Source organism: Oxalicibacterium solurbis (assembly GCF_014635845.1).
Classification (GTDB): domain Bacteria; phylum Pseudomonadota; class Gammaproteobacteria; order Burkholderiales; family Burkholderiaceae_D; genus Oxalicibacterium; species Oxalicibacterium solurbis.
Genome location: NZ_BMDP01000001.1, coordinates 1,055,882 through 1,068,909 on the forward strand (window position 1 = coordinate 1,055,882; position 13,028 = coordinate 1,068,909).

Here is a 13,028-nt window from a genome sequence, read left to right on the forward strand (position 1 = left end):
CCACTATCGGCGAAGCGGCGCAGAACGAACTGTTCTTCGCAGCGCCCCGCAATCAATGCTTGGCTGCAGAGCCGTCTGCCATGACGATGCCGGAACCGTTCTGTTCCTGCTGCTGGCGTGCGAAGGCTTCCAGACGCTGCTGGTAGAACGCTTCGAAATTGACTTCGTTCAGATGTACCGGCGGGAAACCGGCACGCGTGATGACGTCGGCGATGTTGGCACGCAGGTACGGATAGAGAATGTTCGGGCAGCCGATGCCAAGCAGTGGATCGAGCTGCTCATCCGGAATATTGCGCACTTCGAAAATGCCGGCCTGCTTGCCTTCGACGAGGAAGGCCACCTTGTCCTGGATCTTGGCCGTCACGGTGATCGTCACCGTGGATTCGACAATGCCTTCCGCCACCGGTTGCGCGCCGACATCGACAGCGACCTCGATCGACGGGCTCTCCTGTTCCAGGAAAATCGCCGGGGAATTCGGTTGCTCCAGCGACATGTCCTTCAGGTAGATACGCTGGATCTGGAATACGGGTTGTTTATCGTCAGCCATGAGGCACTTTCATCGAGGATTGAAGAAAGCGGGCTTGCGCCCGCTGGATATTGAAATACGAGGAATCAGGCGCCCTGCAGCAGGCCGTCCAGCTTGCCGGCGCGATCCAGTGCGCTCAGGTCGTCGAAACCGCCGACATGCGTGTCGCCGATGTAGATCTGCGGCACCGTACGGCGCCCGGTTTTTTCCATCATGGCGGCGCGCAGCTCGGGCTGCAGATCGACGCGAATCTTCTCGATCTCCGCCACACCCTTGGCCTTCAACAGACGCTCGGCCATCAGGCAATACGGGCATACACCCGTGCTGTACATCGTCACATGCGCAGTCATCATGATCCTTTTCTTGCTGCTTACTTGCTGACCGGCAGGCCCTGCGTTTGCCAGCCGTCCATGCCGCCCAGCAGCGCCGATGCATTCGTGAAGCCGGCTTTCTTCAGAAGTGCGGTCGCCCTGTTCGATTGCAAGCCCTTGTTGCAGACTACTATCACCGGGCGCTCCTTGAACTTTTCCAGTTCGCCGGTACGGTCCTTCAATTCCTTCAACGGGATATTTTTCGCATCGCGAATGTGGCCTTCCGCGAACTCTTCGGCGGAACGCACGTCAACAACCACGGTCTTCCCTTGATTGAGCAGTTGCGTAGCTTGCAGCGCGGTAACTTTCGCACCCATGCGCTGCAACGAAGTGACTAACAAGGCACCGCCCGAAATCAATGCCAGGGCGATCAGAAAAATGTTATCGATGATGAATTTCACGGTGTCCTACTGGGTTGAATGAATCCCGGCATTATAAAATAGAAGGCCGGCTACAATTCGGATTCGGCATTTTGCATCAAAAACCCATACCTACCCCTACCAGAACCATGTACAAAATCGTATTGATGCGCCACGGCGAGTCCACATGGAATCTCGATAATCGCTTCACCGGATGGGCAGATGTCGATTTGACGGAAAAAGGCTGCGCGGAAGCCAAACGCGCCGGCGAACTGCTGCGCGAAGCGGGATTCACCTTCGACCTGGCCTATTCGTCGATGCTGAAACGTGCGATTCGCACGTTGTGGATTGCGCTCGACGAAATGGACCTGATGTGGATTCCAGTGGTCTGCCACTGGCGTCTCAACGAGCGCCATTACGGCGCACTGCAAGGCATGAACAAGGCGGAAACCGCTGCGCAGTATGGCGCGGACAAGGTCATGCAATGGCGCCGCAGCTTCGACATCCCGCCCAAACTGCTGGAAGCCGACGATCCGCGCACCTCGTACGACGATCCGCGCTATGCCCATCTCGAGCGCAGCGAAATTCCGCTCGGCGAATGCCTGAAAGACACGGTCGAACGCGTGATTCCCTACTGGAACGACACGATCGCACCGCAGATCCGCGCCGGCAAGAATGTCATCATCTCGGCGCACGGCAACAGCCTGCGCGCGCTGATCAAGGTGCTGGACGACATCAGCGACAAGGACATCGTCTCGCTCAACATTCCGAACGGCCGCCCCATCATCTACGAGCTCGATGCAAACCTGAAGCCGATCCGCCACTACTATCTCGGCGAACCGGCCGCAACGCCGGCCACCGCCCAGGCGCGCTGATTCCACAGCCGAATTTGTGCAGATTCCGCAATTCATTCGTTTTCCGCGCCGCCGCTCCATGCGTTCGCTTGCCCTGCTGACATCGATCATGCTGGCGCTGGCGTTGCCGGCGGCGCACGCGCAGAAGGAAACCGACCGCAGCAAGCAGAAAAAGGCCGCGGAAGCCGAACGCGCCGACCTGCGGCAGAAGCTGAACGAACTCAAGCGCAGCATCGACAAGACCGAAAGCGCCAAGAGCGACGCCGCCGATGCGCTGGCGGAATCCGAAGCGGCGATTTCCGATGCCAAGCGCGATCTGCGCGAACTGGCCGGCGACCAGAAACAGACGCAGGCCAAGCTCGACGAACTGTCGAAACAGATGGCAGAACTGCAAAAGACCGTCGAGTCGCAACAAGGCCGGCTCGCTTCCCTGCTGCGCGATCAGTACGTCGCCGGCAACGAGGATCGCATCAAGCTGCTGCTGTCGGGCGACAACCCGAACCGCATCAATCGCGAACTGCAATACATGGGCTATGTATCGCGAGCGCAGGCCGAACTGATCGAATCGCTGCGCGCCAACCTGCACAAGCTGGAAGAAAAACAGGCCGAAGTGCAGAATGCCAAGGCCGAACTGGATGAAATCGCTGCTGAGGCGCGCAAACAGCAAGCCATTCTGCAAAAGCAGAAGGCGCAGCGGACCGCGCTACTGTCGCAGTTATCGAACAAACTGACCGCGCAACGCAAGGAAGCCGGCAACATCGCGCGCAACGAGCGCCGGCTATCGACACTGGTGGACAAACTGACGGCGCTGATTGCCGAGCAGAAGCGTGCCGCAGCGGCCGCCAGGAAACGCGAACAGGAACGCCTGGCGCGCGCCAAGGCCGAGCGCGAACGCCGCCTGGCGCAAAACAAGAAAACCAACCCCGATGCCATCGAGGATGACGAGCCGCCAGAGGAGCAGCAAGCGGAAGCACTGGCCCGCAACGAGCTGACGCCGGTTCCCGGCATGCAGGACGGCGCATTCCCCGCATTACGCGGCAAGCTGCGGCTGCCGATCGCCGGCGACCTGATCGCGCGCTACGGCAGCAAGCGCGGCGACGGCCCGCCGTGGAAAGGACTGTTCATCCGCGCGCCGGAAGGTACCGAAGTCAAGGCCGTCGCCAACGGCCGCGTCGTTTTCGCCGACTGGCTGCGCGGCTTCGGCAACCTGATCATCATCGATCACGGCAGCCATTACCTGACGATCTACGGCAACAACCAATCCGTCTTCAAGCGCGCCGGCGATGCCGTGCGTGCCGGCGATGTGATTGCCGGCACCGGCAACAGCGGCGGCAACGATCAATCGGGTTTATACTTTGAAATGCGGCATGACGGCCGTGCGTTCGACCCGCTCGGTTGGGTAAATATCAGGTGAACATGGGAATGAAACTCAAAAATATCGCCTTGGTCGGCTTCGGCATGGTTGTCGGCGCGATCGGGATGGGCACACAACTGGATGCAATCGCCCAGAAAAATGCCAGCTCGACACTGCCGCTGAACGAATTGCGCCAGTTGGCCGATGTGTTCGGCCTGATCAAATCGGACTATGTCGAACCGGTCGACGACAAGAAGCTGTTGACCGAAGCCATTTCCGGCATGGTCTCGTCGCTCGATCCGCACTCGGCCTATCTTGATAAAAAGGCATTCAAGGAGCTGCGCGAAGGCACACAAGGCAAGTTCGTCGGCCTCGGCATCGAAGTCGGCATGGAAGACGGCTACGTCAAGGTCATCTCGCCGATCGAGGATTCTCCCGCCTACCGCGCCGGCATCAAGGCTGGCGACCTGATTACGCGTCTGGATTCGACGCCGGTCAAGGGCATGACGCTGGACGAAGCCGTCAAGCGCATGCGCGGCGAGCCGAACACCAAGATCACACTGACGATCGCTCGCAAGGATGTCGACAAGCCGGTCATCGTGACGATCGTCCGCCAGGAAATCCGTGTGCAGAGCGTCAAGGCCAAGATGGTGCAACCGGGCTACGCATGGCTGCGCATCTCGCAGTTCCAGGAACCGACCGTCGACGACATGGCGAAGAAGATCGCCATGCTGTACGCCGAAGATCCGAACCTGAAAGGCCTGGTACTCGACCTGCGCAACGATCCGGGCGGCGTGCTGCCGGGCGCGATCGGCGTGGCTGCAGCCTTCCTGCCGAAGGATGTGGTCGTGACGTCGACCAACGGCCAACTGGCGGATTCCAAGCAGACCTTCTACGCCCGCCGTGAATTCTATGCGACGCGCATGGTCGGCGATCCGCTGGCCAAGCTGCCGGACGCGATCAAGAAAATCCCGATGGTCGTGCTGGTGAACTCCGGTTCGGCATCCGCGTCCGAGATCGTGTCGGGCGCGCTGCAGGACTACAAGCGCGCCACCATCATGGGCACGCAGACCTTCGGCAAGGGCTCGGTGCAGACGATCCGCCAGTTGTCGCCGGATACCGCAGTCAAGCTGACGACGGCACGCTACTACACGCCGAATGGCCGCTCGATCCAGGCACGCGGCATCGTGCCCGACATGCTGGTCGATGAAACGGCAGACGGCGACGGCCTTGACGGCCTGCGTCTGCGCGAAGCCGACCTGCAGAAACACCTGATCAACGACAAAGACAAGGGACCGGAAGTCCACGCCGATATCGACACGCCGGCGGAAGAGCAACGACTGATCGACATCGAGAAGAAGCGCAAGCCGCTGGAATTCGGCAGCGCGGACGATTTCCAGCTGCAACAGGCGCTGAATTTCCTGCAGGGCAAACCCGTGACGCTGTCGAAATCGGCCAAGATCGAAACCAAGAAGGAACCGAGCATCAACGATCCGAAGAATGGCGAAAAAGGCAGCGATAAAGCCAACGACAAGGGCAACACCAAGGGCGACGAAAAAGGCGACAAGAAGTAATCGCGAAAACCGATAGAAAAGAGCCGCAGCGATGCGGCTCTTTTGATTGAAGCGTACGCGAACGCACGAATGAGCAAACGACATCCATGAACGATCAACAGCTGCTGCGCTATTCCCGCCACATCCTGCTCGACGAGATCGACATCGCGGGTCAGGAAAAACTGCTGGCCGGCCACGCGCTGATCATCGGCGCCGGCGGCCTCGGCTCGCCTGCCGCAATGTATCTGGCGTCCGCCGGACTCGGCACCATCACGCTGGTCGACGACGATACTGTCGATCTGACCAACCTGCAGCGCCAGATCCTGCACACGACCGAACGTGTCGGCCACGACAAGGTGGCATCGGGCAAACAGACGCTGGCCGACATCAATCCGACCATCGAAATCATCGCATTGAAGGAACGCGTATCGGGCGACCGGCTCAACGAATTGGTGAGCAAGGCTTCGGTCGTGCTCGACTGCAGCGACAACTTCGCCACACGCCATGCCGTCAACCGTGCCTGCGTCGCCAACCGCGTGCCGCTGGTGTCCGGTGCGGCAGTCCGCTTCGACGGCCAGATCAGCGTATTCGATCCGCGCGGCATCGGCGGCAACTGGCCATGCTATGCCTGCCTGTTTCCGGAAGACCAGCAGTTCGAAGAAGTCAATTGCGGCACGATGGGTGTATTCGCACCGCTGGTCGGCATCATCGGCAGCATGCAGGCAGCCGAAGCGCTGAAACTGGTAGCCGGCATCGGCGAGCCGCTGGCCGGACGTCTGCTGCTGCTCGATGCACGCGCAATGGAATGGAGCAGCATCCGCATCGCGCGCAATCCGACCTGCAGCGTCTGTGGCCACGCGCACTGACGCAACGACATCTCAACACCGCTTCTTAAGCGGTTTCTCAAGCCAGCTGTTCGTACATGCCGGTGATCCGGTTCATCGTTTCCAGGATGCGCTCGCTGGTGGTCGCCACATTGGTGGCGAAGCGCGTCTTGTCGCGCATGTCCGCTATGCTGCTGTGCAGCGCCTGATCGAAGAACAGCCACTGCTGCTGCGCCAATGCCAGCTCCGCATCGATTGCCTGCGTATTGGCGGGTGACGATGCCAGTTCCGCCATCGCCTTCAGGAATTCGTCACGTGCCGCGGCCAGCCTGGCCGGCGCATCGGATGGCGCAGCTCCCCAGTTGATCGCCTGATAGAACTTCGCCATGCGCTGCGACAACATGCGTTGCCGGCCGGAGACGTTGACCAGATGGCCGGTTGCCGTGCCGGACAGCGCTTCCAGCTGCACGGTGGCGGCTTGCGCCATGCCGAGTATCTCGTCGCTCAACGCCATCACCGTCTTCGCGTCGCGCGGATTCGGCTTGTTAGCCGTCAACACATCCTTGTAGCGCGCCCAACCTTTTTTCACATCGGCGAGTACCGCGCGGTTGTCGGGCGTCGGCGCGAAAGCCTGCAATTCGTTCAACTGGCGTTCGAACAATGCAATCGAATCGACGAAGATTTTCTTCGACCGCTCGGGATCTATGCCCTGCCCGATCTGCAGATAGCCTTTCGCCATACGCTGCGACAGCATGCGCTGGCGGCCCGACTTGTTGATCGCATCGTAAAGATGCGCGATGTCCGCAAAAGCGGGCGCAATGCCGAGCAGGCAACCGCCTGCCGCCGCGGTCGCATGGAGAAAACGACGCCTGTCCATTTCTTTTCCTTGTTCAGTCATGCCGGATGTCGGCGGTATCGATGCACAGGCAATTTTGCAAGACGCATGCCAGCCGTCCGGTGCAATCGCAGTGCCGCAGAAGCCCTCGGCAGGCGCTTTCCGCTCGCCAATCCGGTGCATGCGCGCACCAACAAGTCGTTACGCCGCTTTACACAACTTTACCGATCGCAAGCGTGACGGCAACAGAGCACTCCTACAGTAGCGACATGCCCGCTCGACTTGCGGGAGACATCGAAAGGAGCTTTACATGAACAAGCAAATCACCACGATCCGCACCGAATCCCGTGCCGCTTCACTCACTACTTCACCACGCAACCGCATGGTGCTGGCAGGCATCACGGCCGCACTGATCGGCGCATTGTCGCTGTCCGGCATCAGCCAGGCGGCGGACACGACAGCTTCGCAGTCGGCACCGCAAGCAAGCGCGCAGAAGCATGCCGGCAAACATCGCATGAGCCCGGAACAGGCCGAAAAGCGCACGCAGCGCATGATCGAACGCCTGGTGCCGGATGCGACGCCTGAACAGAAAACCAAGCTGGCTGCCATCGCCAAGGCCCGTTTCGACGAATTGCGCCCGCTGAACGAAAAACTGCGCGCCGCCCGTGCCGACGAAATGAAGCTGCTGTCGCAGCCGACCATCGATCGCAACGCACTGGAAAAAGCACGTCAGGCAAACCAGCAACTGGCCGACCAGCGTTCGCGCATCGTTACCAAGTCGTTTGCCGATGCTGCCGAAGTGCTGACGCCGGCACAGCGTGTCGCCGCGGCCGAAAAACTGGCCAAGCATCGCCACCACTTCCGTCATGGTCACGGCCATGGTCCGCGCCATCACGACGGCAAGATGCATGACGGCGCAGCGCAGTAAGGCTGCATGACAATCGCCTCGCCCTCTCTTCCCGGGAAGGCGAGGCGTCGCGTTACACTACGCCCATGAGCCAACGCCTACTGATGATCGAAGACGACCAACGCCTCGCGGCGATGGTCGCCACCTATCTGGGACAGAACGATTTCGACGTGCACCACAGCGGCACCGCCGCCGAAGGCCTGCAGCAGTTGCAGCAGGCGGAACCGCCGTTCAACGTCGTGCTGCTGGACCTGATGCTGCCGGACGCCAACGGCCTCGACGTATGCCGCCAGATCCGCGCCTTCCCCGCACCGTTGAATACGCTGCCGATCGTGATGCTGACCGCCAAGGGCGATCCGATGGATCGCGTGATCGGTCTGGAAATCGGCGCCGACGATTACGTTCCCAAACCCTTCGAGCCGCGCGAACTGCTGGCGCGCCTGCGCGCCGTGCTGCGCCGCCAGCAAGGCACGCCGGTACCTGTCAGCGAAACACAACGCACGCTGCGTTTCGGCCGGCTGGAAATCGATCTGGACGCACGTGTCATCCGTGTCGACGACCAGGAAAAACCGGTCACCTCTTATCAATTCAATCTGCTGGCCGCGATGGCCGAACGCGCCGGCCGCGTGCTGTCGCGCGAGCAATTGATGGATGCGGTGAAAGGCGAACCGCTGGAAGCCTTCGACCGTTCGATCGACGTCCACATCGGCCGCCTGCGCGCCGCCATCGAAGACGATCCAAAACAGCCCAAACGCATCATTACCGTGCGCGGCGCCGGCTACGTGTTCGCCAAGGCGCAGGACGTCTGACGTGGCCGCACGCTCCTTCTGGCCGAACCGCCTCTACATCCGCATCTACGTCGCGGTGCTGGTCAGCATCGTCACCGCCGCGCTGCTGTTCGCGTGGGCGTGGCGACTGAACACCGAATCGCGCCAGATCGGCCCCAATCTCGAATCCTTCGCCGCCATCGCCGCCGATGTACTGCCGCCGGCCGATGCCGACAACGCCACGCAGCAGGAAGCGCTGGAACGCTGGCGCAGCCGCATGCGTGCCGACCTCACGCTGTATTCCGCCAAACGCGAAGAGATCGCAGCGGTCGGCCGTCCGCTGCCGCCGCTGGAACCGACACAGACCGTCAGCGGCTGGCTGGACGGCGGCCCGCCGGTGTTCGCCGTCAAGCTGCCGGACGACCGCTGGCTGGTCGGCCAGATACGCGGCCGACGCGGCCCGCCGATCAACCTGTTCGCCGCGCTGGCGATGATCTGCCTCGCCACCGGCATCGGCGCCTATCCGATCGTGCGCCGCCTGACGCGCCGCCTCGAGCGCCTGCAGACCAGCGTCGAGGCCCTGGGCGCCGGTCAGCTGTCGACGCGCATTGCGGTCGAAGGCAAGGATGAAATCGCAAGGCTGGCAACCAGCTTCAACCGCTCGGCCGCGCGCATCGAGGAACTGGTCAATGCGCAGAAGGCATTGCTGGCAAACGCCTCGCATGAATTGCGTTCGCCGCTGGCGCGCATCTGCATGGCGCTGGAGCTGGCATCGACTTCGGTCGAACCTTCGATACGCGACGAGCTGACGCACAACATCGCCGAACTCGACCAGTTGATCGACGAAATCCTGCTCGCCAGCCGGCTCGATGCGACAACGGAAGCGACGATGGTGTTCGAGAGGATCGACCTGACGGCATTGCTTGCCGAGGAATGCGCACGCGTCGATGCCGTGCTGGATGCGCAGGCAGTCGAAGTCAATGGCGATGCCAGACTGCTGCGCAGGCTGGTGCGCAACCTGCTGGAAAATGCACGCCGCTACGGCGGCGGTACGCCGATCACGGCATCGCTCGCCACGATCGGGAACACGGTATCGCTGCAGATTTGCGACGAAGGACCCGGCGTGCCGCCAGCCGAACGAGAAAAGATTTTCGAGCCGTTCTACCGGCTGCCCGGCGCCAGCGAGCGTGAAGGTGGTGTCGGCTTGGGCCTGGCGCTGGTCAGGCAGATCGCGCGCCGCCATGGCGGCAACGTCATTTGCACGGATCGCGACGGCCGCGGCAGTTGCTTCGTCGTCACGCTGCCAAACTAAAAGCGCAATCCCGACGCCAGATCAGCACCAGACGATGGTCGCCGGCAATGCGCCGCGCAAGGCGTTGCAGACGACGATTTCTTCCGCACGGCGCAAATCGTCCATCGTCAGCACACGCTCCTTCGCATTCCATTGCGGATCATCCAGCATCACGCCGCGCATCACGCCGGGCAATACGCCGGTCGCCAGCGGTGGCGTGAACCATTGACCGTCCAGTCTGACGAATACATTGCTGCGTCCGCCTTCCGTCACCTCGCCGTGCGTATTGCAGAAAAGTTTATCGAATGCGCCCTGCCGCTCGGCATCGCGCCATGCTTCGTCATAGACGGTGCGGTTCGTCGTCTTGTGGCGCAAGAACAGGTCGTTCGCTTGCGTCTCCTGCTCGGTCAGCAGGAGACGTACCGGCGTCGACAACGCCTTCAGCGGCGCAGTCTGCATCTCGATGGTGCCGTCCTGCTGCAAGGCCAGGCGCATCCGATAATCGGTATCGGCGTCGAAACCTGCGATCGTTTTCTGCACCGCAGAACGGATCGCTGCCTCGTCGAAGATGAAACCGAAATAGCCGGCGGAACGACACAGCCGCTGCAGATGCCGTTCCAGATGACGGCAACCATCGCGCGTCGCGCGCATCGTTTCGAACAACGCAAAGCCGGCTTCCAGCCCGGTCAGGAAATGCGCCTTCAACAGGCATTCTTCGTATTCGAGTTTTGCGATGCTGTCGTGCACGATACCCGCGCCGACACCCAGTTCGCCATGCCGGATGCCTTCCTTCTGCAAGGCGCCCAGCTGCAGCGTCCGGATCGGCACCGACATGCAGAAATCACCGATGTTCTGTCCCGCCGGCGGCGGATCGAACCAGCCGATCGCGCCGGTATACAAGCCGCGTGCATGCGCTTCCAGTTCGCGGATGATCTGCATCGTCCTGTGCTTGGGCGCGCCGGTGATCGAACCGCATGGATACAACGCAACGAACACATCGGCCAGCGATGCATCGCTGCGCAGTTTCGCGGTAATGGTCGAGGTCATCTGCAATACGCTGCTGAAACGCTGCACGTCGAACAGTTTTTCAGCGACAACCGAACCGGTGGCTGCGACACGGCCCAGATCGTTGCGCAGCAGGTCGACGATCATCAGGTTTTCCGCACGATTCTTCGGATCGTTCGCCAGCGCGTCGGCCGCCTGTGCATCGCGCGCCGCATCGCCGCTGGCGGCTGCCGTGCCTTTCATCGGCCGCACGGTCAGGCTGCCGCCATCGTGGCGCACGAACAATTCCGGCGACAACGACAGGACGGCCCGGCCATCCGGCAAACCGATCAATGCGCCATACGGCACCGGCTGCCGCGTGCGCAAACGCCGGTATAGCGCAAGCGCATCGCCGTAGGCATCGAAGCGCAGGCGATACGTATAGTTGACCTGGTAAGTGTCGCCGGCCTCGATGTAATCGCGGATGCGCGCCAGCGCCGCATCGAAGGCGGCACGATCGATGTCGGCATGTACATTGGCGACGCCTGCGGGCTGCGATGCAGCACCTGCGTCCACACGTGCTTGCAGCCAGGCGTTCACCTGCGCGGCGCGCAGTTTCTCGCGACGGCGGAACAGCAGCACTTCGGCCAATCCTGCCATGGCATGCGACTCCGCATTCGCGTCTGCATTCAAATCTTCTTCACGCAACGCAATGCCATGCATCGCCTCGCCCAGTTCATAGCTGAACAAGCCGACGGCGAAACATCCTTCCCGCAGCTTCTGCTGCATCTCTTCCAGCACCGCCGGCAATTGCGCATGGTCATCGCAGACAAGCGTGCCGACGTATTCCGAATACAGGCGCGAATGTCCGTCCTGCCCGCCCGTCTCGCAATCGTCGAGCAGCGCGAAACAATCGTAGGAACCGGTGTCAGCAGGCAGAAACATGAAAACGGAAACGGGAAGAAGGACAGCCGCTATTGTACGGCTGCGCAGCAAAACGGGAAGAAAGCGTGGGTGAAGGAAATGGACGCAGGAAGCGTCGGGAATTCAGCCAAGCAGCATGGCGATTTGCGCCTGCACATGCGCCGACGGCAGCTGCTTGAAACCGGTCTTGGCATAACGCTGCCAGTGGCCCAGCACGACGCCGACGATCAGGTTGGCGCGCGCGGCGACTTCGGATTCGTTCGCCTGTCCTTGCGTGGCCGCCACACGCAGCGACTGTTTCACCGCCAGTTCGATGCGTTCGATGAACTGGTTCATCCGCTGCTGCAGGCGCTCGTCTTCGTTGACCAGCGCATCGCCGATCATCACGCGCGTCATGCCGGGATTGCGTTCGGCGAAATTGAGCAGCATCGTGACGATGGCCTGCACTTGCGACAGGCCGTTTTCCTGCTGCTCGGTGATCTTGTTGATCAGGCCGAACACCGTCGTCTCGATGAACTCGATCAGTCCTTCGAACATCTGCGCCTTGCTGGCGAAATGCCGGTACAGCGCCGCCTCCGACACATCGACCCGCGCCGCCAGCGCCGCCGTAGTGATCTTCTCTCCCTTGGGCTGCTCCAGCATCGCTGCCAGCGTCTGGAGTATCTGCAGCTTGCGTTCGCCTGGTTTGGTCGTTGCCATGATTCTATTTATGAGAAGGAAACAACAAGAAACAGCAATCTAGCGCAATCGATGCAACTGCCTGAAGAGTTGCCCTACGGATTTTACTTTGACATCCACGTAAATGGGGCGTTTTGTGGCGGCAGCCGTTGCGCCGCTGCCCGGATGGACATGGCGCGCCACTTCCGGCGCCAGATATTGCGTGATCCAGGCCGTGCGCAGGCCAAGCTCCCGCGCCGCCTTCAGGTTGACGACCGTGTCTTCGACCAGGATGCAGCGCGCGGCCGGCAGCTTCTCGCGCGCCAGCAGCCGGCGCAGCATCAGCCGCGACGGCTTGGGACGGATGCGGCCATGCACGCGCATCGCCTCGATCGGCACGTGCCGCGCAAAATGCCGGTGCAGGCCGATGTGGCGCAGAACATCGTGCGCATAGCGGCGCGGCGCATTCGTCAGCAGAATCTTGCGGCCCGGCAGTTTGTGCAGCAGGCGCGCCAGCCCGCGCTCGGTACGGATCATCGCCGTCAGGTTGTCGAAACGATGCGCCTCGCGCAGGAAATCGTCCGGTTTCACCTGATGATGATTTACCATACCGAGCAGCGTGGCGCCGTAACGCCGCCAGTAGCTGATGCGTTCCGCATTGACGGCATCGGCGTCGCACGGCAAACCGCGCTCGCGCAACACCTGCGCGATATAGGCATTCATGTTCAGATTGATCGCCGGAAAAATCGCGTGCGATGCATCGTGCAGCGTGTTGTCGAGATCGAACAGCCAGATCGGATCGTTTCTGGACATCTTGTCATT

Annotated in this window: 14 protein-coding genes; 7 read left to right on the plus strand and 7 right to left on the minus strand. The window is 61.4% G+C overall.

The genetic code is table 11. From position 1 onward, the window contains the following. Window positions 1-52: 52 nt before the first annotated feature. The 3 genes from secB to IEV40_RS05090 all read right to left on the minus strand — a co-directional run bounded on the left by secB (window position 53) and on the right by IEV40_RS05090 (window position 1,298). A complete protein-coding gene (gene secB, locus IEV40_RS05080; protein WP_188419839.1) occupies window positions 53-547 on the minus strand; it encodes a protein-export chaperone SecB in 495 nt (164 codons plus the stop codon). 65 nt (window positions 548-612) lie between these two features. After that, window positions 613-876: a glutaredoxin 3 gene (gene grxC / locus IEV40_RS05085; protein ID WP_188420018.1), complete on the minus strand. Its 264-nt coding sequence runs from the start codon at window positions 874-876 to the stop codon at window positions 613-615. A 20-nt stretch (window positions 877-896) separates the two neighbouring features. After that, window positions 897-1,298, minus strand: coding sequence for a rhodanese-like domain-containing protein (locus IEV40_RS05090; protein ID WP_188419840.1), 402 nt, complete (start codon window positions 1,296-1,298; stop codon window positions 897-899). Window positions 1,299-1,405: 107 nt separating this feature from the next. On the opposite strand from IEV40_RS05090, the gene gpmA reads away from it, so the two are divergent. The 4 genes from gpmA to IEV40_RS05110 all read left to right on the plus strand — a co-directional run bounded on the left by gpmA (window position 1,406) and on the right by IEV40_RS05110 (window position 5,883). Beyond that, on the plus strand, window positions 1,406-2,131 hold the full coding sequence (gene gpmA / locus IEV40_RS05095) for a 2,3-diphosphoglycerate-dependent phosphoglycerate mutase (RefSeq protein ID WP_188419841.1): 726 nt from the start codon (window positions 1,406-1,408) through the stop codon (window positions 2,129-2,131). Window positions 2,132-2,189: 58 nt separating this feature from the next. After that, window positions 2,190-3,524 carry a murein hydrolase activator EnvC family protein gene (locus IEV40_RS05100; RefSeq protein ID WP_188419842.1) on the plus strand — a complete coding sequence of 445 codons (1,335 nt, stop codon included), beginning with the start codon at window positions 2,190-2,192 and terminating at the stop codon, window positions 3,522-3,524. Window positions 3,525-3,526: 2 nt separating this feature from the next. After that, window positions 3,527-5,038 carry a S41 family peptidase gene (locus IEV40_RS05105; protein WP_188419843.1) on the plus strand — a complete coding sequence of 504 codons (1,512 nt, stop codon included), beginning with the start codon at window positions 3,527-3,529 and terminating at the stop codon, window positions 5,036-5,038. An 86-nt stretch (window positions 5,039-5,124) separates the two neighbouring features. Then, window positions 5,125-5,883: a HesA/MoeB/ThiF family protein gene (locus IEV40_RS05110; RefSeq protein WP_188419844.1), complete on the plus strand. Its 759-nt coding sequence runs from the start codon at window positions 5,125-5,127 to the stop codon at window positions 5,881-5,883. 37 nt (window positions 5,884-5,920) lie between these two features. Here IEV40_RS05110 and IEV40_RS05115 read toward each other — a convergent pair whose 3' ends face one another. Further along, a complete protein-coding gene (locus IEV40_RS05115; RefSeq protein ID WP_188419845.1) occupies window positions 5,921-6,718 on the minus strand; it encodes a type IV pili methyl-accepting chemotaxis transducer N-terminal domain-containing protein in 798 nt (265 codons plus the stop codon). A gap of 268 nt (window positions 6,719-6,986) precedes the next feature. Between IEV40_RS05115 and IEV40_RS05120 the strand changes: the two genes are divergently transcribed. The 3 genes from IEV40_RS05120 to IEV40_RS05130 all read left to right on the plus strand — a co-directional run bounded on the left by IEV40_RS05120 (window position 6,987) and on the right by IEV40_RS05130 (window position 9,662). Next, window positions 6,987-7,604: a periplasmic heavy metal sensor gene (locus tag IEV40_RS05120; protein ID WP_188419846.1), complete on the plus strand. Its 618-nt coding sequence runs from the start codon at window positions 6,987-6,989 to the stop codon at window positions 7,602-7,604. A 65-nt stretch (window positions 7,605-7,669) separates the two neighbouring features. Further along, window positions 7,670-8,392 carry a response regulator gene (locus IEV40_RS05125; protein WP_229723950.1) on the plus strand — a complete coding sequence of 241 codons (723 nt, stop codon included), beginning with the start codon at window positions 7,670-7,672 and terminating at the stop codon, window positions 8,390-8,392. A gap of 1 nt (window position 8,393) precedes the next feature. Further along, on the plus strand, window positions 8,394-9,662 hold the full coding sequence (locus tag IEV40_RS05130; RefSeq protein ID WP_229723951.1) for a sensor histidine kinase: 1,269 nt from the start codon (window positions 8,394-8,396) through the stop codon (window positions 9,660-9,662). A gap of 21 nt (window positions 9,663-9,683) precedes the next feature. On the opposite strand, the gene pabB is transcribed toward IEV40_RS05130, so the two are convergent. The 3 genes from pabB to IEV40_RS05145 form a co-directional block, all read right to left on the minus strand. After that, complete coding sequence (gene pabB, locus IEV40_RS05135) at window positions 9,684-11,570, minus strand: aminodeoxychorismate synthase component I (protein WP_188419847.1); 1,887 nt, start codon at window positions 11,568-11,570, stop codon at window positions 9,684-9,686. Between the two features lie 102 nt (window positions 11,571-11,672). After that, window positions 11,673-12,248, minus strand: a complete 576-nt coding sequence (slmA, locus tag IEV40_RS05140) for a nucleoid occlusion factor SlmA (protein WP_188419848.1) — start codon at window positions 12,246-12,248, stop codon at window positions 11,673-11,675. 39 nt (window positions 12,249-12,287) lie between these two features. Then, a complete protein-coding gene (locus IEV40_RS05145; protein ID WP_229723952.1) occupies window positions 12,288-13,019 on the minus strand; it encodes a pyrimidine 5'-nucleotidase in 732 nt (243 codons plus the stop codon). Window positions 13,020-13,028 lie beyond the last annotated feature (9 nt).

Coding starts and splice junctions, on each gene's coding strand:
- IEV40_RS05100 (WP_188419842.1), top strand. CDS start 2,190: ATGCGTTCGCTTGCCCTGCTGACATCGATCATGCTGGCGCTGGCGTTG.
- pabB (WP_188419847.1), bottom strand. CDS start 11,570: ATGTTTCTGCCTGCTGACACCGGTTCCTACGATTGTTTCGCGCTGCTC.
- IEV40_RS05120 (WP_188419846.1), top strand. CDS start 6,987: ATGAACAAGCAAATCACCACGATCCGCACCGAATCCCGTGCCGCTTCA.
- IEV40_RS05105 (WP_188419843.1), top strand. CDS start 3,527: ATGGGAATGAAACTCAAAAATATCGCCTTGGTCGGCTTCGGCATGGTT.
- grxC (WP_188420018.1), bottom strand. CDS start 876: ATGACTGCGCATGTGACGATGTACAGCACGGGTGTATGCCCGTATTGC.
- slmA (WP_188419848.1), bottom strand. CDS start 12,248: ATGGCAACGACCAAACCAGGCGAACGCAAGCTGCAGATACTCCAGACG.
- IEV40_RS05115 (WP_188419845.1), bottom strand. CDS start 6,718: ATGGACAGGCGTCGTTTTCTCCATGCGACCGCGGCGGCAGGCGGTTGC.
- IEV40_RS05125 (WP_229723950.1), top strand. CDS start 7,670: ATGAGCCAACGCCTACTGATGATCGAAGACGACCAACGCCTCGCGGCG.
- IEV40_RS05110 (WP_188419844.1), top strand. CDS start 5,125: ATGAACGATCAACAGCTGCTGCGCTATTCCCGCCACATCCTGCTCGAC.
- secB (WP_188419839.1), bottom strand. CDS start 547: ATGGCTGACGATAAACAACCCGTATTCCAGATCCAGCGTATCTACCTG.
- IEV40_RS05145 (WP_229723952.1), bottom strand. CDS start 13,019: ATGTCCAGAAACGATCCGATCTGGCTGTTCGATCTCGACAACACGCTG.
- gpmA (WP_188419841.1), top strand. CDS start 1,406: ATGTACAAAATCGTATTGATGCGCCACGGCGAGTCCACATGGAATCTC.